The following is a 21,309-nucleotide window of genomic DNA, read 5'->3' as shown; positions in this document are numbered from 1 at the left end:
CCGCCTTCGCTTCGCTATCCATGGCGGTCAGCGCCCGGGAGTGACCTGGCACTCTCTCTGGCGATGGAGTCGTACTGAGAGGTCATTGTGGTAAAGCGGAGAAAGCCCATCGACACACCGCTGTTTTGCAGTGCCCGCTGTTCCGCCCGGACCTCAGGGTAGTGCTGATAGGGGCCGATCAGAACACGCGTCACACCATCCTGCCCCTGATGGATCACCCTCTTCTTATGCTGAGCGATACGTCCCAGGCTCGGCAAATTGACTCCTCTGGAGACCGCGTGCAACTGAATCCAGTAGTTACCTGCCCCCTGCTGGACCTTTGATACGATCGTTCCCGGCAACCCCTGATCCAAATCACCCGGTTGTGCCTGAGATGGGTTACTGACAAGCAACAGCATCAAAGCAGCTAATAGCGCACTCAACAACGGGCCGAAATCTGCCCGTGAAATCTGTGAGTGAACTGCAGTAACAAACATTAAGGATTCCTTACGAAAGCTTATTGAATAGAGGTTGCGTCGTTCCCGACATGAACTGCCAGGAAGCAAAAATGTCTGGTTGGATAGTCGATGACTCGCTAGATAATTAGCGGTAGGAAGTGGAAAATCTTTAGCCCTTTCAGACAGACCAACGGCTAATACTGAGGTGGATTAGATGCCTACACAGCGGTACTGCATCAATTTCTTAATTATGAATTCAAACAGACAGATAGAAGTGACAAACCAGAAACATCAATAGTCTTGATTAGGGTGTCAGCCAACCTCAACCGTTGTCATTTTTGCCCTATATTTCAGAGCTACTTTTACCGCTTTAGTTATGGCCCAAAAAAGTATCTAATGAGACCCCTTCTTTTCACTCTGTCGACACATTGCGACAGCGGATATCGTTTACAAGCGCCCTTTTCGTGACACAACTAAAAGTAGCAATCTGGTTTCTTCTTCTCATTGCCCCAAGCGCCTGGGCAGAGCGAGTCGTGCATATCGTTCAGCAACCGGACGAGATTACCCACTTCCCGATGGCGTATCTAATCGACGAGGATCAGGAGCTGACGATTGAAGATGTCACCGATCGTCGTTTCACTCCCACCTCCAGCAAAAGCAGCCTACCGGCCGAAATACCGGTCATCTGGCTGAGAATGAGCATCACAAACGACTCCCTCGAGCCGCAACTGCTTCAGCTGCACAACAACTCCGCCTACTTCAGCGGTCAGATCGATATATACGCCTACAGTGGGCCTGAGCGCATTGACCAGCGCCACTATCAGATAGACCAACCCAACGGTGACCTCTACCTCACCGGCAGCACGCTGGTCTATCCATTCGAGCTGAAAGCGGACGAGTCTCGAATCCTCTACATTCGGGTAGCCACCGCGCTAGCCACCCAGATCATCGACTGGGACATCTACGACTCGAAACAGGCCAGCCAGGCACTGATCGACAAAAACCTCGCCGCTAACACCGTTCTGGTCATCCTCCTCACCCTGTCGATCTACAACCTGATCCTCTTCTTTTACGGCTGGCGCAAGGAGTACCTCTTCTACAGCCTCTACCTGATCAACGCCGCCATAGGCCTCTCCTACATGTACGGCACGATCTACCACAACTTCAATCTCTACGGATCGCTGACCAACTGGTTCAATCTGACCGCCATCATGGTGCCACTATTCCTGATGCTGTTTGTCCGACACACCTTCGATACCCAGACTATTGGTGGCTGGGTTGAACGATGGCTTAAGACGACGATCGCGCTCTCCCTGCTCATCGTTGCAATAGCACTCACTGTCGATCTTCTGCTGAGCTTCAAGCTGATCATCGTGGTCTTCACCAGCTCGTTTATTACTCTGCTGATTCTTGGCGTGAAGCTCTACAGACAGAATCATCCTACTGATCAAGATATTTATCGCGGCCTACACTGCCTATGCCATCGGAATGACCATCTCCACCCTGACGCTCTACGGCGCTATGCCCTATAGCAGTACGGGCTTCTTCGCCTCTGGCATCGGTCTGGTGGTTGAGGCGCTGATGTTCTCCTACCTGCTACAACACCGCATCAAACTGCTGGAGGCGGATATCCAACGCAAACGTCAGGGACTGCTGCTTAAGAACCGCAAGGCACAACAGGGGGAGTTGATCAGTGCCGTCTCACACCAGTGGAAACAGCCACTCACAGCCATTAGCGCCATTATCATGCGGCTGCAGTACCGGCTCGAGGATGAGAAACAGATCAGCAAAGATGAGATCAAACCGACACTGAGGCAAATCAATGAAAAGATCGCCTTCCTCTCCGAGACACTTGATGAGTTTCGCCAGTTTATCGGCACGCGTAACAGTGCTGATCGGAGCGATGTCACTGCGGTCGTAGAGCGTGCCGTTGCGATGTCCAGAGATGAGCTGTTATCGGCCAACATCATGATTCGCACCGAGTTCTACTTCAACGATAACCCAACGGTACTGAAGACCGAACTACTACACATCCTGCTCAATCTGATACTCAATGCCAAAGAGGCCTTTGAGAGCTCACCCTCTGAGAGTAAAACGATTGTGATTAACGGTCATGGCGATCGTGAGCAGATCACCATTGACGTTGAAGACAATGCCGGCGGTATCGCAGAGAAACATCTCAACCATATCTTCGATGAGTTCTATAGCAGCAAGCAGAACCAGCAAGATCGCGGACTCGGCCTATACCTCTCAAAATATATTATTGAAGAGCAGATGCAGGGATCAATTTAGGCAATCAGTCTTGATGGCGGCACCCGCTTCAGGATCAGGTTATGAACAACAACCTAACCCTTCTCTATGTAGAGGATGATGCCGTGGTCAGAGAGAACTTCACGGCCATCCTGCAGCGTTACTTCAACAGAGTTGTGGTAACAGACAATGGGCGCGACGCACTGGAACTCTATGTCAGTGAACAGCCCGATGTAGCGCTGCTCGATATCGCCATCCCACATACCAACGGTTTACAGGTTGCCGCGACAATCCGTGAGAGTAATGAAGAGATACCAATCATTATGCTGACGGCCCACGCCGACCAGCAGAAACTACTACGTGCGGTAAACCTGCAGCTCTTCGCCTACCTGGTAAAGCCGATACTGCAACCGCAACTCGATACTACCTTGAGGCGTGTCATCAAACGCCTGATCGACAGCAGCACGCTAATGTTAGGCGATGGTTACCGCTGGAACAGCATTGAACAACAACTTGAGTACAACGGGAGTGGTGTAAAAATCAGTAACAACGAGCGTCTGATACTGGCGCTGTTATGCCGTCATCCAAATCGTTACTACACAGCTACACACATCGCAGATCAGATCTTCGACATTGATAGCAATCGCGATCCAAGTGGTAATAATGTTGTACAGATCATCTCCCGCTTTAAAAGAAAGTTGGAGAAATCCTACAATCCGGATGCTTTTTTTATTCAAAACACCTACGGGGCCGGCTACAGGATCGTACTGCCCAAGTCGTAGATCTGGACAAAGACGAGCGCAACTTGAGAGGCTTACTGCTCGCTTCTCTTAGTTGTCCCCCTCAGTCACATTCATTTTCCAATTGCGATGTTTGGTCATGACATCAATCACTTCATCGACATCATCGGTCAGTGTGAAGAGGTCGAAATCCGAGGCCGAGATCGTCCCCATCTCCAGCACCGGTCCCTTCAGCCACTCCAACAGACCTTGCCAGTAGTCGCTGCCAAACAGGACCAGCGGTATCGGGTAAATCTTGTTGGTCTGCACCAGGGTTAACGCTTCGAAAAACTCATCGAATGTGCCAAAACCACCCGGCATAATGACATAGCCCATCGAGTATTTAACGAACATCACCTTACGGGCAAAGAAGTAGCGATACTCCAGCGATTTATTCTGATATTTATTGGGTGTCTGCTCGTGGGGCAGCTCGATATTCAGTCCAACCGAGACCTTATCGGCCTCAGCCGCCCCTTTGTTCCCCGCCTCCATGATTCCGGGACCACCACCGGTAATAATAGAGAAACCGTTCTCTGCCAAACGGTGTGAGATTTCGACCGCTGTAGCGTAGTAAGGGTTAGTCGGCGCCAGACGAGCCGAACCAAACATGGAGACCGCGTAACCGATATCTGCCAGCTTGTCGAAGCCCTCGGTGAATTCACTAATAATCCTGAACATGCGCCAGGATTCATCACCCTTGATCTTGAGATCTTCTATCACCTGTCTACCACCCAATGTTTAACGTGCTCGTCAAACTACGGTTGGCATGTATGAGTGTCAAGCTCAGAACCGTGCTTTAGAAACTCTCCCTTTCACTGAACAGACTAGCCCTCCTTAGATCGTTCCCGTCACAATGGGCGAGAACGCAGTCAGACTATCCATCAGCTGCGCGTTACCCAACCCGCGACCAGGGAAGTAGCTGGCGAACTGGTTCTGTTCACCGTGCAGGGCGAGGTAGTTGAGGATTACCGTCTCGACCAGAAGATTGACGTTATTTGCAGCAGGGCTAGCCGCTGTCTCGACCGAGGCGTCGTTGCGAAACCAGCCGATCTGTTGGTGGCGCGCCTGCGCTTCGGGTGATGCACCGAGCAGTACTGGGGCACTACCGGGGTTGTAGACGAGGAAGAAGGAGGCGGCGGTGGAGCTGTTGTCGCCGGTCCAAACGCCCTTCCCTGCCCCGTCAACCGAATCGTCGATGGTGCCGTTACTGGCCACTGAGCCGTCACTGAAGACGTACATCATCAACGGCACTCCCTTGCGTGCTGCATACTCGAGACAGGCACCCATGCAGCGACCTGCACGCAGATCGCGTCGCTCACCGGTACCACGCTCGCCGGTATGATAGTCGTAACCGCCCATGGTGATGGTGCCTGCCCCGGCGTAGCCATCGATCACCATCTTCATCACCGAGGCGGTCTTACGAAACTCACTATCGCCGTTGAACTCACCGACACTGAAGATGCCCCCGGCTCCGACAATATCGGGATCGGCCTCGGGGTTGAGTGCGGATGGATCGGAGAAGCGATCGACCAGATCGGCGCTCTTGATGTAGCCGCAGCGCACCAGTTGCTTGATCACAGCATCATTCGCCAGTTGGGTATCGACCACACCGAGCTTCTCCTGGCTGAGGCGTGCAATCGACTCCATCACCTTCACCGCATCATCCTTGTTGAGGATATTGATCAGCTCGCCGGTATCGACCATGCCGGTCACATCGCTGGGACGATCGACCTTGGTTGGGCGCACCTCTGGGTTGAGCATCATCGTCGGTGCAAGGCTGTTACCACCCGAGTCGGAGCTACGTGAACCGATCAGAGTGACCAGCGAACCGTCGGCCCCGGCGCGGTTAATGCCGTACATCGGGTTATGTGGATTGTTGCCGGTATCGTTATCGGAGCGTGCCGGAATTACCGCGCCGTTGATATTGGCTGCCCGACTCCCGGCCCGTTCGATAATGCCCTGCAGCATCGCGCTGCGTTTGTGGAAGGAGAGTCCAAAGCGACTATCGGTAAAGTCACCACCATTTACCGTATCGGCCAGCGGCGGAATCATATCCCCCGGCAGACCGAGCTTGCTGTAACCGGCAGTGGAGATGAAATCGAGCTGTCCGCCCTGCCCGCCGATCAATACATTGGAGCCAGCGATATTGGCGCCACCTGCAAGATCGAAACAGATGAAGGGGATCTTGCCCGCCCCCTGTGCCGCAATACCACAGAGGTTATCGCGCAGGTCGGCCATGTCGGGTGCCAGTGCTGCACTGGCCAGTCGGGGTAACCCCAGTAATCCTAACAGTGAACTGCCGAGCGTGATCCCAGCCCCCGCCCTGAACCCCTGGGCGAGAAAATCGCGGCGAGTGACCGGACGTTTATGGTCCGCATGGTAGAGCGGTCTATCGAGCGGCTGCGCCTTGGGCAGTTTTTTAAACAGTGGCATATCCGGTTCCTCTCTCTGCCTGACGGCTACTGGATCAACATCGTTGCGCCACCCAGGGTGGCGGCACAGGCGGCTTTCACCACGGTATGGGTGCGCTCGACACCACAGTCGTTGCTGCAGCTGTCATCGAGTGCATCGATCAGCGATTCGAGTTCACTCACCACCGTGGCGCTATCGGGCTGGCTCAGCAGCGTATTGCCTAGCAGGGTATCGACCAGCGGTAACGTGACCTGGTCCAGTTCGAGCTGGCTGTCGAACGCCACTGTGTGGCTCTGGTTGAAGTTGAAGTCTGGGAAGAGCCCACTGCGCAGCGTCGCATCGTCAACCAGGGCATTGCAGCACTCGATTGAGAGCTGGGCGATTGCCATCTGCTGGGCGGAGAGGAAACCTTCAATACTCTCCACCGTCGGCAATTGCTGCTTAATGGTCTCGAAGGTCGCTCTCACCGCCGTCTGGTTACGATCGACCTGGGTCAGTGCTGCCATAGTGGCGTTGATCTCATCGAAGTGACGCAGACCGATGTCGGCCACTGCCGCCCCATCGGCAGGTACCGGTGGGGCCAGCGGAATGGCCTCGGTCATGACGTGTTCGTGGTTGCCGAGACGATCGAAGCTGAGGAAGAACTCATCACCGTCTGGCCCCTTCTCCAGCGCGATGATAGTGCCGAGCGGCGAGAGGCGTTGTCCGTTGGCGCCGTACTCAGCCGTCGTAACCTGGGTATCGAGGAAACGGTAGGCCTGCCCCACCTCTGCCAGACGCCCGTTGATGCCGATACGCATGCTCTGAATGTCGATTCCATCGGGTGTGGCCGTCGGATCGAGCGAGATAAAGGTCGGCTTGTCGAACAGATAGCTGTAGCTGTCGAACTGACTCACCTCGAACATCAGGTAGCTCTGCGGTGTATCGACCCAATCGCTCACACCAAACAGCAGGTAGAACTTCTCACCGACACCAGCGGCGAAGTTCTGCTCAACCTGTTCGAGATTCAGTGCACGATTGTGGATTGCCACCTGACGCAGCTTGCCCTGCCAGCGGTCACTGCCACCTACTTCACTGCCCATCACCAGTGCAAAGGTGTCGTCCCAGGAGGCGAGACTCGATGCGGCTGCTGGATCGGTATCGCCGGTAAAGGCGCCATTCACAAAGAGACGTCGGCCATTGATCGGATCATAGCTCGCCACCACATGCTGCAGCGTCGCCTGTAGATCCTCATCGGCATCGGCCGTGGAGAGCGCCGGTTCACCGTTGGCATCGCTGCTCTGCATACGCTGCATGAAGTCGTAATTGTACTGCGTCTGACCGAGAGTGAAGTTACGCAGCTGAGTGCTACCGGAGTAGGAGATGATGCGCGCCGGTCCCTCCTGGGTCACATTAGCCGGGACCACCCACGCCTCGACCGTGTACTCGCCGGTGGCGGCAATCAGATCGCGCAGCTTGCGGCTATCGGCAGTGGTGCCCTGCGCACGCCCGTCAATAAACTCAATACCGTAGCCCCCGACCCACTGCACATTGCCGCTCAGGGTGAGGTCGATCACCGGTTCGATACCGCTGGTGTCGTAGGCGGTACTCCCCTGTCCGGTCTTGAACTCATAGAGGGCGATCAGATCACTCTCATGGCGATTGCCACCGCTGGCGACGATACCGTCGGTGAGTGTCAGCGCCTTACTGGTGATCAGTTGCGCGTCGATCTCGGTGCTGGTCACACCGTCGCTCATCGCGGTGATCGCCGCCTCCATCTCATCGGCATTGCTGTCACAGTCATCCCAACAGTTGTGGAACTCGTTGCGCAGGCGCAGTACCAGTCGAGCGTTGGCGGGGTTATCGAGATCGATCTTGGTGGAGACCGCATCGTAGGCGGCCTCGATATCGTCCTGTGCAAAGAAGGGCGACTGTGGAGTCGCCGAATCATCGGCATGACATCCGGCACAGTAGCTGCTCAGCAATGGGTGTACGTAGCTGGCAAAGAGTGTGGAGTCTTCCGGCAGACGCTTGCTCGCACCGGGATCGTAGGCGATCGGTGCGAGCAGCTCGATCTGCCGCCCCCCATCACCGCCGCTCTCACCGGCCCAGTTGGCGATATAGGTAGTAAGAATATCGGCACAGGCGGTATCGCTTGCCAGCCAGCAGTTGTGACCCGCCGCCACCTTCTCCACCAGTCGCGACTGCCCCGGTGAAACGAGATCGACAATACCGTTGGCGACCGCATAGGCGAGATTGATGTTGTCCTGTCGCACAAACTGCGGCGACTGGCCACCATCGCTGTGGCAGTTACCGCAGCGATCGGCTTCAACCAGATAGTCCCAGACGTTGAGCTTGAACGACTGCACATCGTCAGTAGTCGGAACCGGGCCACTATAGGCGGCAACCACCGTACCACCGCTAAGATTCGGCAGGCTTACTGTCTCCTCACCACCACAGGCTGTGAGTAGCGCTGCGGCCAGTAGCAGCATCAACGATTGGATCTGTTTGACTCTTATCAGTCGCATCATCATCGCTCCCTCAATCACCCATACAGTAGCTGCCCGCTTCGGCAAAGAGCCGTTTGAAGCGGTAGCCGTCGTTGATAAAGGCGCTGGTCATCGTCGCCACCCGGTTGCGATCACCGCTATCGACCGGATCGCGCAGACAGACGGAACGAAACACCTTCTTCGCCTGACAACTGGCAAAGGCCTGACTATTGCCCAACTCCTGACCCATCGACTTTGCCCCGTAACCGCCACCCGATAACCCACCATCCCAACCGAGATGGCTGTTGATGCCGCGTCGCCAGTAGTTGTCCCAGCGATCATCGGGAGTGACGAAACCCGGCGCGAAGTTATCAGCGTTGATCAGATATTTGCCCTGCACCCGGCTACCGCTCTCGGCATCGATGGTGCCGATGTCGTTGTAGACCAGACGCGCCGCACTGCTGTCGTAGTCGTAGTAGGCGTAGGCCTGCGCCAGCGGATCCATACCGGTGTGGCAGCCGATACAGCTGTTGAGAAAGATACGACTGTCGCCGCCGGGGCTGCGTGAGACATCCTGACGAATACGGTCGGGGCTAAGGGTGGTGTCCTTGAGCGGTTCAAGATCGCTACAGAGGTGGTTCATCAGAGTGAAACGCAACATGGCGCGATTGGTACCGGCGACAAAAAATGCCTCGGCCGACGCACGGGTAGTTATCACCCCCGCCGTGGCACCGGCTGGCAGATCGGTGAGCAGTGACTGCTGTCGCTGAACCAGATGGGCCTGCAGATCGATACCCTGATTCTCCGCTGACTGATAGTGGGCGTTGCTATTCATTGCATAGGCAGGCAGTCCCTGTGCGTCATCGACCACATAGAGCAGATCGGCCGAGAGCAGCGTATTGAACGGCACATCGTCACGCACCATGCCGATCACCGTGGCGGTGTAGTCGTTAAGTGGTGCAAAGGGTGTCTGCGCCTCGTTGGTCCAGGGGGTGACCATATTTTTCAGCGTGACGTTATAGAAATCGGGGTGGTCCATCACCCGGTAGGCAGCATCCTCCACCGTACCGGGCTGAGAGCCATCGATAAGATCGGCCAGGATATCGAGTTCACCATTACTCGATGGTACACCGGCGATGCGGTCGTGCAATCGTTTCGCCTGTTCACGTGGTCCCGCCTGCGCACTGACCGCCCCATAAAAAAGCACCATACATACGATCAGCCGCAACCATGGGTCGTGGCGTTTAATTAAATCGGAAAATTTAGTTATTGCCTGCATCACACCGCCCCCGAATTAATTAATTTCTTTTATTCACGCTTCTTTTCACTGGGTATATATCTCCCAGGCTTGAGAGCACTTTGCCCGGATCGAAGCGCGTTTTCTGCGCAGCAGGTCCACAACTTTTGTGAAGCGGTTCTCAGAGTGAAAAATCTCTACGGCCAATAATGGGCTCGCAGAAATTAAAAAGAGAGCGGACTGCTTAGATGCGTCAAACGCTATGTATATAGATATAACAAGATCATGGAGCGAAATAGTCAGCAGAGCGATCACAGTCGTTCTATTAACTGTTAGCACCTCCGCATGCCTGGCACCTGCCACTGAGCAGTCACCCGACCCGGTGGTGCAGGACTTCGCCATCGCCTATGTCAAACGTCCCATTACCGAGAGCGAAGACCTGCGACAGCGGCTCGGATTTATCGAAGGTGGCGATCTCTATCTGCGCGATCTCGCCTCACCCAGCGCCGCCGAATCCAACATCACCCTGATAGAGACCGAGGGATTGGGAGATGTGCGTGATGTCGAGAGTTCTTTCGACGGTGATCGCCTGCTCTTCTCTCTACGTAAACCCGACATCGAGGGTGCCGATCCGGAGGATCAGCCGACCTGGAATATCTGGGAATATGAGATCGATAGCGGCATCCTGCAGCGCATCATCGCCGATGATCTAACCGCTGAGGGCGGTCAGGATCTCGCCCCCCACTATCTGCCCGATGGACGCATCATCTTCTCCTCCACCCGTCAGCAGCAGGCCAAGGCGGTGTTGGTCGATGAGGGTAAACCTCAGTTCACCGCAGAAGATGAGGATCGGCGCGAATACGCCGCCATGCTGCACGTGATGAACAGTGACGGCAGCGATATCCATCAGGTCTCATTCAATCCGAGTCACGATCTCGACCCGACCCTGCTCAGCAGCGGCAAGGTACTCTTCAGCCGCTGGGACAACATGGGCGGGCGCAACGCCATCAGCCTCTACACCATGCGTCCTGACGGTGGCCAGCTGCAGCTCCACTACGGAGCGCATAGTCATAACACCGGCACCGACGACACCACGGTGCAGTTCATGCGGCCGCGTGAGATGCCCGATGGCCGTCTGTTGAGCCTTATCCGCCCCTTCAACGACACCGAGGATGGCGGTGCGCTGATCGTGATCGATACCCTCAACTACATCGACAACAGCGGACCGACCGCGGCCAACATGGGTGTACTGAGCGGTCCGGCGCAGACCCCCGCCACCATCAATTCGGTCAGCACCCTCAGCGGCCCCTCCCCCGGCGGTCGCTTTCGCAGTGCCTACCCGCTTGATGACGGCACCGAACGACTACTGGTGAGCTGGAGCCCCTGCCGACTGCTTGAGGGCACCACCATCGGTCCCTGCAGTGAGGCGGCGTTGGCCGATCCCGATGTGGTCACCGCTCCGCCGCTCTACGGCCTCTTTATCTACGACATGAGTGATGACACCCAGCAGCCGGTAGTACTGCCTGTTGAGGGGGTGATATTCGATGAGGTGGTGGTGGCACAACCGCGCGACCTGCCACAGGTGCTCTACGACGATGAGGGCATCGATGCACTGCTGGCTGATGAGGGTGTCGGACTGCTCGATATACGTAGCGTCTACGACATCGATGGCGTCGATAGCGCCACACCCGATATCACCACCCTCGCCGATCCGGCCCAGAGCACAGCGGCAGAACGCCCCGCCCGTTTCCTGCGGGTGATCAAGGCGGTGAGCATGCCCGATGACGACCTGGTCGATCTCGATGGTAGTGACTTTGGACGCAGCAGCGCTCAGCTGATGCGCGAGATCGTCGCCTATGCGCCGATCGAACCCGACGGTTCGATCCGTATCAAACTCCCGGCCAACATACCGCTCGCCATCAGCCTGCTCGATGCCGAGGGCAAGCGCATCGGCGCCCGCCACCAGAACTGGCTACAGCTGCGCCCCGGCGAAACCCTCAGCTGTAACGGCTGTCACGACCACAGCAGTGGCGCGGCACACGGCCATCCCGAGGCAGCCGCCTCGATCAATCCCGGCGCAGTTACCACCGGCCTACCCTTCCCCAACAGCGTCAATACGCTGTGGGCCGACTTCGGTGAGACGATGGCGCAGGCACGCGCACGCATCAGCTGTCAGAGCGACTGCGCCGCGCTCTCACCCAGTGTCGATATCCTCTACGACGACCTCTGGACCGACGAGGCCGCTGCTGGCCGCCCTCGCGATGCCTCCTTCGTTTTTCAATACATCGATCTGACCACCCCAGCCCCCGTCTCAAACGCCTGCCAGACAAGCTGGAGCGCCAACTGCCGCATCGTGATCAACTACGAGGCCCACATCCAACCGCTGTGGGATCTCGATCGCGGTGTGAACAGCTGCACCCTTTGCCACAACACCCGAGATGCCCTGGATCAGTTGCAGACTCCCGATGCCCAGCTCGATCTCAGCGCCACCGCCTCCGATCAGGAGCCGGACCATCTCACCGCCTATCGTGAACTGCTGTTCAACGACAATCGTCAGGAGATCGATCTCGATACCGGTCTGCTGCAGGACATTCAGGTACAGGCAACCGACGGTAGCGGCAATCCGCTCTTTTTGACCGATGGCAGCGGCGCACTGATCCTCGATATCGATGACAATCCGATTCCAATAATGGTCAACATCACCGAGAACCCGGTGATGTCGGTTAATGGCGCGGCTGCGAGTCCACGCTTTTTTGCACCCTTTGCAACGGGTGCAAGCCATGAAGGGTTTCTCACCCCCGCTGAGCTGAAACTGATCGCCGAGTGGCTCGATATCGGCGCGCAGTACTACAACAACCCCTTTGACGTACCGGTGGATTGATGGGCAATCAGCCACAGGGCGTGCTCAATAGCTCACTGAAGCTACTCATCACACTGCTGCTCTTCAGCTCAGCAGCCTGTGCTGAAGAGTTTGCCGAGGTGCAGATCGCCGAACCCTACATTGAACTGCACACCGGACCCGGCCGAGGCTATCCGGTGTTTCACGTCGCCGCCCGCGGCGAGTGGCTGACGGTACTCAAGCGCCGCACCGACTGGTATCAGGTACGTACCCAACGCAGCCACGAGATCCAGCAGCAAACCGGTTGGGTCAAACACGCGGCGATGGCGTTGACGCTGAACCACAACGGCGAGGTGGTCGATATCGCCGAGCCCGGTATCGGCGACTTCTCCAGCCGACGCTGGGAGATGGGCATGCTCGGTGGCGACTTCAGTGGTGCCAATCTGATCGCCGTCTATGCCGCCTACAGCTTCAACGCCAACCTCGCCGCCGAGGTTGGTCTGTCACAGATACTCGGCAGCTACTCCGACTCACAACACGCCACCCTAAATCTAGCGGCACAGCCGTTTACGGAGTGGCGCTACACCCCCTTCTTCACCCTCGGTACTGGGGTGATCAATACCAATCCAAGAACCACCCTGGTGCAGTCGGAGGATCGCGTTGACCCGACCGCCTTCGCTGGCATCGGCCTGAGGGCCTATCTGACACGGCGCTTTCTACTGCGTGCCGAGTACCGCCACCACACCCTGTTTAGCTCGCGTGACGAGAACGAGGAGATCGACGAATGGAAAGCCGGCATCGCATTTTTCTTCTAGCCACACTGCTCGCCTGCACATCGGCACTGGCGGAGACGCCACAGCCGGTGATCCATAGCGAGGCGGTTATTCAACCCGAGGTGCAGCGTAGCGAGATCGAATTGGCTGTGATCGACACCGAGGATTTTGCCGTTGGTCTCTACGCCGGGGTGATGAGCGTGGAGGACTTCGGCTCCAACCTCGTCTACGGGCTGCGTCTCGACTATCTGATTACCGAAGATCTCTTTGTCGAGGCAGCGATCGGTCAGACCGAAACAGAGAAGACCAGCTACGAGACACTCAGCGGCGGCGCCGAACTACTCAGCGGCGATGAGCGCATGTTTCGCTACGGCGCCCTCTCACTCGGATACAACCTGCTGCCCGGTGAGAGCTTTATCGGTTCAAACCACGCCTTTAACTCGGCGCTCTATATCAACGCCGGCATCGGTGCAGTGCAGTTTGCTGACGATACCCGCTTCAGCCTTAACGCCGGTGCCGGTTACCGACTGCTGCCTATTGACGGGCTCGCCTTGCACGTCGATGTACGCGACCACCTCTTCTCCACCGATCTGCTCGGTGAAAAGAAGATCACCAACAACATCGAACTGCACGCTGGTTTCAGCGTGCTCTTTTAGGAGGAGTGAACAGTATGGATAGAGCCATTAAACGGGCCTCGCGTTTTAAAACGGTACCCACCACGCTGCTACTGATGAGCCTGATGGCCGCAGGTGCCAACGCCGCCCAGCTGGCAACCGATACACCCGCCCCCGACTTCACTCTCAAGAGTAGTAGCGGCGAGAACCTCAAGCTGAGCGAGTATCGCGGCAACGTGGTGATGATCAACTTCTGGGCCTCCTGGTGCGCCCCCTGTCGTCAGGAGATGCCGCTGATCGATGCGTTACACCAGCGCTATGAGAAGCTCGGATTCACCGTGCTCGGTATTAACGTCGATAGCGATTCGAGTGCCGCGATCAAGTGGCTCAAGGAGCAGCCGGTTAGCTTTCCGATCCTTTTTGATAGCGAGAACAGCGTCAGCCAGGGCTATCAGGTCGCCGCTATGCCGAGCACCGTGATGGTCGATCGCGACGGCAAGATCCGCTTTACCCATCTTGGCTACCAGCCCGGCCTTGAGGCGGAGTATCAGCAGCAGATCCGCACCCTGGTCGCCGAGTAGCCGTGTTGTCACGCCTGCTCACACCCATGCTGATCGTGCTGTCCCTGAGCGGCTGCAGCAACATCGAACCGTGGGTCAAACCCTACGAGCGCAGTCATCTGGCCGATCCGATCATGAGCTTCGACCGCGACCCGGTCTCCTCCGCCTATAGCCACCACGTCTATCAGGCGCGCGAAGGTGCACGTGGGGCCGAAGGTGGGGCAGGAGGTGGCTGTGGCTGTAACTAATCTTATGGAACGCCCTCTGATGGCGCGATACGGTGTTGCCAATCGCATCGCAATGTGCATTTACGCATCTGTAAACTCGGCAACTGCTCCCTGCGCTGCTCTACCTCCTGCATCCATGCAGTCGTGCGCTGACGATTCGATTACCGCCTTGTCTCGCACTCATCAGCGGACGTTCTGCAACATTGTTCCATGGCTACTCTTTTCGACACTCACTCTGTTAAATCCAATAATTTCTCATGGTGGCGTGCTGCCCGAAGACCGTGCCGACGTTCTCTACCACAGCTACGACGGTGGTGGTGTCGAGGTGAGCGGTCCCTCGGTGCTGGTGCTGAAGAAGTTTGGTGAGAGTGTCGCCGTCAGCGGCAACTACTACGTCGATACCATCAGCAGCGCCTCGATCGATGTAGTGACCAACGCCAGCCCCTATAGCGAGGAGCGTACCAAGTTCTCGCTCGGCGCCTCCTATCTGCACCACAACACCACCCTGAGCCTTGCCGTTACCAACAGCGAGGAGAACGACTACATCGCCAATTCGGCCAATTTTGGTATCAGCACCGATATGTTCAGTGGCCTGACCACCGTCTCGATGGGCTATGCCATCGGTCAGGATGAGGTGAGTCGTAACTACGACGCGCTCTTTACCCCCAAGCAGATCGATCGGCAGAACTACCGACTCGGTCTGACCCAGGTGGTGAGCAAGGATCTGGTGCTGAATCTGCAGTTTGAGACCATTACCGATGAGGGTTACCTCAACAACCCCTACCGTACCGTGCGCTATCTCAATCCCGATAACAGTGTCGGTCGTCAGGAGGAGGTCTACCCCGCCACGCGCACCAGTCACGCCGCGGCTATTCGTAGCGCCTACTACCTCCCCTACCGCGCCGCGCTTCACGGTGAGTACCGCTTCTTTACCGACAGCTGGGGGATCAATGCTCACAGCTTTGAAGTCGGCTACAGCCATCCGTGGCAGGAGGCGTGGCTGTTCGATCTGAAATACCGCCACCACACCCAGCAGCACGCCGACTTCTATAGCGACCTCTTCCCCTATCCGGATGCGCAGAACTTTCTCGCCCGTGACAAGGAGCTGAGCAGCTTCGACAGCAACAGCTTCGGTGCAACGGTCAGCTACGAGTTCAACGGTGATCGCTGGCAACGGCTCGACTTTATCGAGCGCGGCAGCCTCAACCTCGCCTACGAGTACATCCTGTTCGACTACGCCGACTATCGTGACCTGACCGCCACCGGCCATCTGCCCGGTGAGGAACCGCTCTATAGCTTCGGCGCCCACGTCACCCAACTCTACCTATCGATCTGGTTCTGAGAGAGCACACTATGAATAGATTCCTACCCCTGATTCTCATCGCCACCCTGCTCTACCTGCCTCTGAGCCGGGGCGCCGAACCCGCACCACCCGCTCAGACGCTCGATAAGCAACTGCGTGATCTAAAAAGCGAGGTGCTGAAACTCAATCGCGACCTCTTCATTCTTGAAGAGGAGTTGCTCTTCCCCTCCAACACTCAGGTCAGCGTCTTCCTCTCCTTTGATCTCGGCAAATTCTTCGCCCTCGATTCGGTGGAGCTGAAGATCGACGACAAGTCGGTCACCAAATACCTCTACACCAAGGCAGAGGTGGAGGCACTGCAGCGTGGCGGCGTACAGCGGCTCTATCTCGGTAATCTAAAGAGTGGCGAGCATGAGATCGTGGCGCTGCTCACCGGTAAGGGTCCGCATCAACGCGACTACAAACGCGGCACTACACTGAAGATCGACAAGGGGCTTGGGCCAAAGTATCTCGAGCTACAGATCAGCGATAACGCCGGCAAGCAGCAGCCCGACTTCATCGTGCGTGAGTGGGAGTAAACAGCTGACGCTGAGACCGCGATGATGAACCCAACACCACTTCGAACCACGATCACTCACACCCTGTCCGGCTGGTTGCTCACACTCGCGCTGCTGCCCGGTCCGGTAGCGGCGGTGAGTGAGAAGGTCTCCGAACTGATCTACCGCGAATCGCTGTTCCACTACTACCAGCAACACCCCTTCACCGCCGCCACCCATCTGATGGTTGCCGATCGACAGCAACAGTTAGGTGACAAACAGACCGAGGCCGATCTGCTGCTGGCTGGTATACAGCTGAGTTACGGCATGCACCAACGTGCCCAGGCCGAGTTCGAGTCGCAGGTCGAGAACATCACCGGTGATCGTGCCTGGTACCAACTCGCCCGACTCCAGCAGCGTCGCGCCTACCCAGAGGCCGCGCTGAACAATCTGCAACGGCTCGACGCGGGCAAACATCGGCTCTATCAGAAACAGGCCATGATTGGACAGCTACTGCTACAGCAAGGGCGCGCCGATGAGGCGGTGTTCGTGTTGCAGCAGGGCAAAAAAACGCAAAAGACAGAGAAAAAAAAGCGCGACAAAGCGGTAATAAAACAGGCGCGTTATAGCGACTACAACCTGGCCGTCGCACAGCTGCTCTCGGGTCAAACCGCTGAGGCGCTTGAGCTTCTCACCAGAATGGGTGAACGCAAGGCAAAGGGGGAAGAGCAACATGCACTGCGTGATCGTTCCAATCTGACCCTGGCCCTGCAACATCTGGCGGCGAGCAGTCCCGATGCCGCCAACCGGGCACTCGATCGTATACGTCTCGATGGACCCTACGGTAATCGTGCCCTGCTCGCTGCTGGCTGGGCCGATCATCAGCTGCAAGATTATCGCGACTCAATAACACCCTGGACGCTACTCAGCCAGCGCAATCCGGTCGACCCAGCGGTGCAGGAGTCACTACTCACATTGCCGCAGACCTATCTCAAACTCGGTGCACAACGTGAGGCAGCCAGCGCCTATCAGCACGCCATCAATGCCTATCAGGCTGCAAGCGATGAGCTCAGCGCTACCCTGACGCGCATTCAGCATGAGGGTATCGATCCCTTTGCCAGCCCCGACAAAGATCCGATGTTATCTCTATTGATACCGGGGGTGATGGCGGCACACCCTTTTCAGGAGGGTCTGAAAAACCTGCGTGATCTCGACTTTTTAAAATACAAACTCGAACGCTGGCAGGCGCAGTTACCTGTCTATAAACAGATGCTGGAGACACGCCAACAGCGTTATGAAAGAGAGGCGCCACGCGCTCAGAGAGAGATCAATGCAACGCGGATAACGCAGCTGCATGCGCGTTATGAAGCGCTGCAGCAACAACTCGCTACGATCGAGCAGTCCAGTCAAAGTGAGGCGCTCGCCACTCTGGAGGAGCAGCAACAACGGGCGAAGCTGGCTTCGATCAAGCGGCGTCTCAATCGATTCCCGATCGAAGCGGATGGTTCACACTCCGCCATGCTCACCGACCTGCACCACAAACAGCGCATCTTCAGCGGCCTGCTGCAGTGGCAGTTACAACAGGCCTACCCTGAGCGACTCTGGCAGGCGCAAAAACTGCTCAAAACACTCAAACAGCCACTCGATCAGATCGCCTCACAAGGCCAGCAGATCACCGCTGCACTCATCGAGTTGCCCAAAGGTTTTCAGGGTTTTGCGCTACGCATCAACGAGCAACGCTCACGCATCAGTCAGCTTCAGCAACGGGTTGAAGAGAATCATCTGGCACAAAAAGAGGCGCTTCAGCAGTTGGTCATGAATACCCTGCAGCAGTCACGTGAACGTCTCGCCCAGTATCAGGTCCAGGCGCGTTACGCCCTGGCCCAGCTCTACGACCGTGCCGAACCGATTCCACTCAAACCACAACCTGCTGTTCAAAACGAGGTTTCAGCACCATGACCCGATATCCGCTCCTGCTGCTGAGCACCACCCTGCTGCTACCACTACTGGATGGCTGCGCCCTGATGGGAGAGAGACGAGGCGATAAGGAGAGTGAGGCACCGCAGCGAACTATTGGTGATCTGCGTCGTGATCAAGCAGTGGAGATCGCCACCCTCGAACCGGCCAGCGAGACGAGCGTTAGTCAGGACCGAGCGCGCGCCGCTGAACACTACCGCGCCCTGCTCGATCCAACCCCTGCGGAGCCGCTACGCCCGGAGGCGATGCGTCGTATCGCCGACCTGCAGCTGGAACGCGATGTCGATAACGGGAGCAGCGATCATAGCGCCGCGATTGCACTCTACCGCGAGCGTCTAGAGCGCTACCCCGATCTGCTCGGCAACGACCGTGTCCGCTACCAGCTGGCCCGCGCCTACGAGATGTCTGGTGAGGGTGACAAGGCGCTGACGGCAATGGGTGAGCTGGTCGAACGCCACCCCGATAGTCCTTACGCCGTCGAGGCGTGGTTTCGTCGCGGCGAGTACGCCTTTGTGCAGCGCGACTACAGCGGTGCCGAGTCGGCCTATCGCAAGGTGGTGCAGAGGGGTTCTGACTCGCTCTACTACGAGCGCGCCCTCTACAAACTGGGCTGGGCACACTTTAAACAGTCGGCCTACAACGAGGCGCTCGACACCCTGCTCTCACTGCTCGACCGCACGGTTGCCCGCAACGGCGGCAACGCCCTCTCACTCAAAACGGTCGCGCGTGCCGAGCGTGAGATGCTTGATGACACACTGCGGGTCATCGCACTGAGCCTGGTCTACCTCGGTGGACACGATGAGCTCGATACACTGATCAAGGCACGCAGCCACGCCAGTAACAGTACGGCCTATGCCGAGCTGCTCTACGGCGGCCTCGGTGAGCTACATCTGGAGAAGGAGCGTTATTCCGATGCCGCGGGGGTTTTCCAGGCCTTTGTCGACCACTTCCCCAACCATGCACGCAGCCCCGATTTTCAGCTCAAGATCATCGATATCTACCGTAAGGCACGTTTTCCGAGTCTGGCGCTGGAGGCGCGAAAACGTTTTGTCGAACAGCACTCGCTCAAGGGTGCGTTCTGGCAGCGGCATCGTGTTGAGGACTTCCCGGAGGTGATCGCGGCACTGAAACAGCACCTCACCGATCTTGCCCGCAGCTATCACGCCAGCGCACAACAGCTAAAAAAGAAAAAAGCATCCACTAAAAAGCAGCAGGCGACAGTAAACGAGGCAATCCGCTGGTATCGCCTCTACCTCACCTCCTTTCCCGACGAGCCACAGAGCCCGGCAATCCACTTCATGTTGGCCGAGCTGCTGTTCGAACAGGGTGACTATGCCGCTGCTGTGGTCGCCTATGAGCAGACCGCCTACGACTACGCATCCCATGAGAAGTCGGCTGAGTCGGCCTACGCCGCCGTACTCAGCCATGAGAAGTTACTCAACACCCTCACTGCTGAGCAGCGAGCCGTGCATGAAGAGACGGCTCTGTTAAGCGCTGGGCGTTTTACCCAGCAGTTCCCACAACACCCCGAGGCACTGAAGGTACTCGCCCGAAGCGCCTCGCAGCTCTATCAACGCGCCGACTACAGCGCGGCGATTGCAGCATCGCAGCAGATACTCAACACACCCAGTAGTGACAGAGATCTACAACAGCGCGCGGCCACCATCGTCGCCGATGCCCACTTCGAGCGCGCAGACTACGCCGCCGCCGAGTCCGCCTATCGCCATCTGCTCACCCTGCCGGTAAAGGAGATCAATCAGCGTCACAGCAATCGTGAACGACTCGCCGCCTCAATCTACAAACAGGCGGAACAGGCACTGGCCAACAAACAGCAGAGTGCGGCGATCGATCACTTCCTGCGGATTGCCAAATCGGTACCCGATTCACAATATATCGCCACCGCACACTACGATGCCGCCGCCACCCTGATGGCGATGAAGCAGTGGCAACGCGCTGCCGATATTCTTGAGTCACTACGTCGCGACTATCCGAAGGATGACCGTCAGAACGAGATCACGCAGAAGCTGGCGGTTATCTATCTGGAGCTCGATAGTGGTGAACTGGCAGCCGAAGAGTTTCACCGCATCACCCAGAGCGCCAAAGACCCCGAACTACAGCGCCGGGCGGCGTGGCAGTCGGCCGAGCTGTTTCTAAAGGCAGAGCGGCATCAGCGTGCCATCGACGGCTTCAAGGTCTATATCAAGCAGTTCCCAGCCCCTTACGATCAGGCGCTGGAGGCACGACATCATCTGGTTGAGCTCTATCACAAGGGCCACAATAAAAAACGTGCCGACTACTGGCGTGGCCAGATCGTCAGTGGCGATGCGGCGGCTGGTAAGGACCGTAACGATCGCAGCATCTATCTCGCCGCCACCGCATCACTGGTACTGCTGGAAGATGAGACAGATCGCTATCGGGCCGTTGCCCTGAAACGGCCACTGAAAAAGAGCCTGAAACTGAAAAAGCAGCGGCTGCAACAGGCGATCAAGGCGCTGGAGCACGCCAGCAGTTATGGGGTAGCCGAGGTCACCACCGAGTCGACCTACCGAACGGCTGAGCTCTACCGCGATTTTTCACAATCACTACTCGACTCTGAGCGGCCCGTCGGTCTCTCTGCCGATGAGTTAGCGGAATACGGGATTCTGCTCGAGGATCAGGCCTACCCCTTCGAGGAGAAGGCGATTGCGATCCACGCCAGCAACCTGCAACACATCAACAGCGATATCTACGACGACGCCGTAAAGAGAAGCCTGCAGGTGCTGGCTGAATTGATGCCGGTCCGTTACGCCAAACAGGAGATCGGGGAGTCGCTATTTTTGCGGAAGCATGTTTTGGGCATCCAAGCCCAAGCAAGCGGCAAATACTTAACGCGACCGTTTATGCCTGCGGCGCCCCGA

General features: G+C 57.0%; 17 protein-coding genes. 12 read left to right on the top strand and 5 right to left on the bottom strand.

Annotated elements, in window-relative coordinates:
• Positions 1-14: 14 nt before the first annotated feature.
• Positions 15-476, bottom strand: coding sequence for a hypothetical protein (locus BOW52_RS11190; protein ID WP_078484159.1), 462 nt, complete (start codon positions 474-476; stop codon positions 15-17).
• A 494-nt stretch (positions 477-970) separates the two neighbouring features.
• Between BOW52_RS11190 and BOW52_RS11185 the strand changes: the two genes are divergently transcribed.
• From BOW52_RS11185 to BOW52_RS11175, 3 genes are read left to right on the top strand one after another with little or no spacing between them, the layout of a single operon-like run.
• Positions 971-1,969: a 7TMR-DISM family protein gene (locus BOW52_RS11185; RefSeq protein ID WP_078484158.1), complete on the top strand. Its 999-nt coding sequence runs from the start codon at positions 971-973 to the stop codon at positions 1,967-1,969.
• Positions 1,926-2,729 (top strand): ATP-binding protein, encoded by an 804-nt coding sequence (locus BOW52_RS11180; protein WP_078484157.1) that lies wholly within the window; start codon positions 1,926-1,928, stop codon positions 2,727-2,729. The genes BOW52_RS11185 and BOW52_RS11180 overlap by 44 nt, the downstream gene beginning before the upstream one ends.
• A 41-nt stretch (positions 2,730-2,770) precedes the next feature.
• The gene (locus BOW52_RS11175; RefSeq protein ID WP_078484156.1) at positions 2,771-3,469 is read left to right on the top strand and encodes a response regulator transcription factor; all 699 of its coding nucleotides are present in this window, start codon (positions 2,771-2,773) and stop codon (positions 3,467-3,469) included.
• Between the two features lie 48 nt (positions 3,470-3,517).
• Here the strand turns inward: BOW52_RS11175 and BOW52_RS11170 are convergent, their stop codons facing one another.
• From BOW52_RS11170 to BOW52_RS11155, 4 genes are all read right to left on the bottom strand, one after another.
• Entirely contained in the window at positions 3,518-4,186 is a 669-nt protein-coding gene (locus BOW52_RS11170; protein ID WP_174673186.1) for an LOG family protein, read from the bottom strand.
• A 114-nt stretch (positions 4,187-4,300) separates the two neighbouring features.
• Positions 4,301-5,899: a general secretion pathway protein GspF gene (locus BOW52_RS11165; RefSeq protein WP_078484155.1), complete on the bottom strand. Its 1,599-nt coding sequence runs from the start codon at positions 5,897-5,899 to the stop codon at positions 4,301-4,303.
• A 26-nt stretch (positions 5,900-5,925) separates the two neighbouring features.
• Complete coding sequence (locus BOW52_RS11160) at positions 5,926-8,391, bottom strand: LamG domain-containing protein (protein WP_320416235.1); 2,466 nt, start codon at positions 8,389-8,391, stop codon at positions 5,926-5,928.
• 7 nt (positions 8,392-8,398) lie between these two features.
• Positions 8,399-9,556: a hypothetical protein gene (locus tag BOW52_RS11155; protein WP_078484154.1), complete on the bottom strand. Its 1,158-nt coding sequence runs from the start codon at positions 9,554-9,556 to the stop codon at positions 8,399-8,401.
• Between the two features lie 289 nt (positions 9,557-9,845).
• Between BOW52_RS11155 and BOW52_RS11150 the strand changes: the two genes are divergently transcribed.
• The 9 genes from BOW52_RS11150 to BOW52_RS11110 form a co-directional block, all read left to right on the top strand.
• A complete protein-coding gene (locus tag BOW52_RS11150; protein ID WP_172840315.1) occupies positions 9,846-12,464 on the top strand; it encodes an HzsA-related protein in 2,619 nt (872 codons plus the stop codon).
• Positions 12,464-13,237, top strand: a complete 774-nt coding sequence (locus BOW52_RS11145; RefSeq protein ID WP_078484153.1) for an SH3 domain-containing protein — start codon at positions 12,464-12,466, stop codon at positions 13,235-13,237. The genes BOW52_RS11150 and BOW52_RS11145 overlap by 1 nt, the downstream gene beginning before the upstream one ends.
• The gene (locus BOW52_RS11140) at positions 13,207-13,851 is read left to right on the top strand and encodes an outer membrane beta-barrel domain-containing protein (protein WP_078484152.1); all 645 of its coding nucleotides are present in this window, start codon (positions 13,207-13,209) and stop codon (positions 13,849-13,851) included. The genes BOW52_RS11145 and BOW52_RS11140 overlap by 31 nt, the downstream gene beginning before the upstream one ends.
• A 14-nt stretch (positions 13,852-13,865) precedes the next feature.
• Positions 13,866-14,390, top strand: a complete 525-nt coding sequence (locus BOW52_RS11135) for a TlpA disulfide reductase family protein (protein WP_408021569.1) — start codon at positions 13,866-13,868, stop codon at positions 14,388-14,390.
• 26 nt (positions 14,391-14,416) lie between these two features.
• A complete protein-coding gene (locus tag BOW52_RS11130; protein WP_078484165.1) occupies positions 14,417-14,617 on the top strand; it encodes a DUF4266 domain-containing protein in 201 nt (66 codons plus the stop codon).
• A 244-nt stretch (positions 14,618-14,861) separates the two neighbouring features.
• Complete coding sequence (locus BOW52_RS11125; protein WP_236725719.1) at positions 14,862-15,938, top strand: DUF3570 domain-containing protein; 1,077 nt, start codon at positions 14,862-14,864, stop codon at positions 15,936-15,938.
• A gap of 11 nt (positions 15,939-15,949) precedes the next feature.
• Complete coding sequence (locus tag BOW52_RS11120; protein WP_236725718.1) at positions 15,950-16,477, top strand: AraC family transcriptional regulator; 528 nt, start codon at positions 15,950-15,952, stop codon at positions 16,475-16,477.
• A gap of 21 nt (positions 16,478-16,498) precedes the next feature.
• Complete coding sequence (locus BOW52_RS11115) at positions 16,499-18,394, top strand: tetratricopeptide repeat protein (protein ID WP_078484150.1); 1,896 nt, start codon at positions 16,499-16,501, stop codon at positions 18,392-18,394.
• Positions 18,391-21,309: tetratricopeptide repeat protein (locus tag BOW52_RS11110; RefSeq protein WP_078484149.1), on the top strand; the 2,919-nt coding region annotated here is incomplete at its 3' end. The genes BOW52_RS11115 and BOW52_RS11110, both read left to right, overlap by 4 nt.

Origin of the sequence: Solemya pervernicosa gill symbiont (assembly GCF_002020875.1) — a bacterium.
Lineage (GTDB): Bacteria > Pseudomonadota > Gammaproteobacteria.
This window is presented reverse-complemented; position numbering and strand designations above follow the sequence as displayed.